The following is a 1,407-nucleotide window of genomic DNA, read 5'->3' as shown; positions in this document are numbered from 1 at the left end:
CCCCGGGGGCCCCCCCGCCCCCGTCCCCCCGCCGGGGGGGGGGGGGCCCGGGGCGCCGCGCCCCCCCCCCTCCCGGCGTCCGTACGGCGGTCACCGGAACGCGCGGGGCCGGGGTTCGGGGATACTGGACGGGCAGACCCAGAGGAAAGGCCACCACACGTGACTGAGATCGAGATCGGGCGCGGCAAGCGCGGCCGCAGGGCGTACGCGTTCGACGACATCGCCATCGTCCCGAGCCGGCGTACGCGGGACCCGAAGGAGGTCTCGATCGCCTGGCAGATCGACGCCTACCGCTTCGAGCTCCCGTTCCTCGCCGCCCCCATGGACTCGGTCGTCTCCCCGCAGACCGCCATCCGCATCGGCGAGCTCGGCGGCCTCGGCGTGCTGAACCTCGAAGGCCTGTGGACCCGCTACGAGGACCCGCAGCCGCTGCTCGACGAGATCACGGAGCTGGACGAGGAGTCCGCCACCCGTCGTCTCCAGGAGATCTACTCCGCCCCGATCCAGGCGGACCTGATCCGGCAGCGCATCAAGGAGGTCCGCGACTCCGGTGTCGTCACCGCCGCCGCGCTCTCCCCGCAGCGCACCGCCGAGTTCTCCAAGGCCGTCGTCGACGCGGGCGTGGACATCTTCGTCATCCGCGGCACCACCGTGTCGGCGGAGCACGTCTCCGGCGCCGCCGAGCCGCTGAACCTCAAGCAGTTCATCTACGAGCTCGACGTCCCGGTCATCGTCGGCGGCTGCGCCACGTACACCGCGGCCCTGCACCTGATGCGCACCGGCGCCGCGGGCGTCCTGGTCGGCTTCGGCGGCGGCGCCGCGCACACCACGCGCAACGTGCTCGGCATCCAGGTCCCGATGGCCACCGCCGTCGCGGACGTGGCCGCGGCCCGCCGCGACTACATGGACGAGTCCGGCGGCCGGTACGTGCACGTCATCGCCGACGGTGGCGTGGGCTGGTCCGGCGACCTCCCCAAGGCCGTCGCCTGCGGTGCGGACGCCGTGATGATGGGCTCCCCGCTGGCCCGCGCCACCGACGCGCCCGGCAAGGGCCACCACTGGGGCATGGAGGCCGTCCACGAGGACGTGCCGCGCGGCAAGAAGGTCGACCTGGGCACGGTCGGCACCACCGAGGAGATCCTCACCGGCCCGTCGCACATCTCCGACGGCTCGATGAACCTCTTCGGCGCGCTGCGCCGCTCGATGGCCACCACGGGCTACAGCGAGCTCAAGGAGTTCCAGCGCGTCGAGGTCACGGTCGCGGACTCCCAGCACCGCCGCTGACCCCACCACCGCACGCACGCACGCCGGAGGGGGCGGCCGCCCCCCCCCCGCGGGCGACACCAGCACCTGCTCGGGGGGGCGGCGTGGCGCCCAACGCCGCGGGGGGGGTGGAGGTGACAAGAA

1 protein-coding gene is annotated in these 1,407 nt (G+C 74.0%); it reads left to right on the top strand.

Annotation, left to right across the window (positions count from 1 at the left end):
- The first annotated feature begins 159 nt into the window (after nucleotides 1–159).
- Nucleotides 160–1,284 carry a GuaB3 family IMP dehydrogenase-related protein gene (locus ACFXA3_RS42520; protein WP_327284962.1) on the top strand — a complete coding sequence of 375 codons (1,125 nt, stop codon included), beginning with the start codon at nucleotides 160–162 and terminating at the stop codon, nucleotides 1,282–1,284.
- The last annotated feature ends 123 nt before the right edge of the window (nucleotides 1,285–1,407 follow it).

The sequence above is a fragment of the Streptomyces sp. NPDC059456 genome (assembly GCF_042750055.1).
In the GTDB taxonomy this organism is placed as follows: domain Bacteria; phylum Actinomycetota; class Actinomycetes; order Streptomycetales; family Streptomycetaceae; genus Streptomyces.
This window is presented reverse-complemented; position numbering and strand designations above follow the sequence as displayed.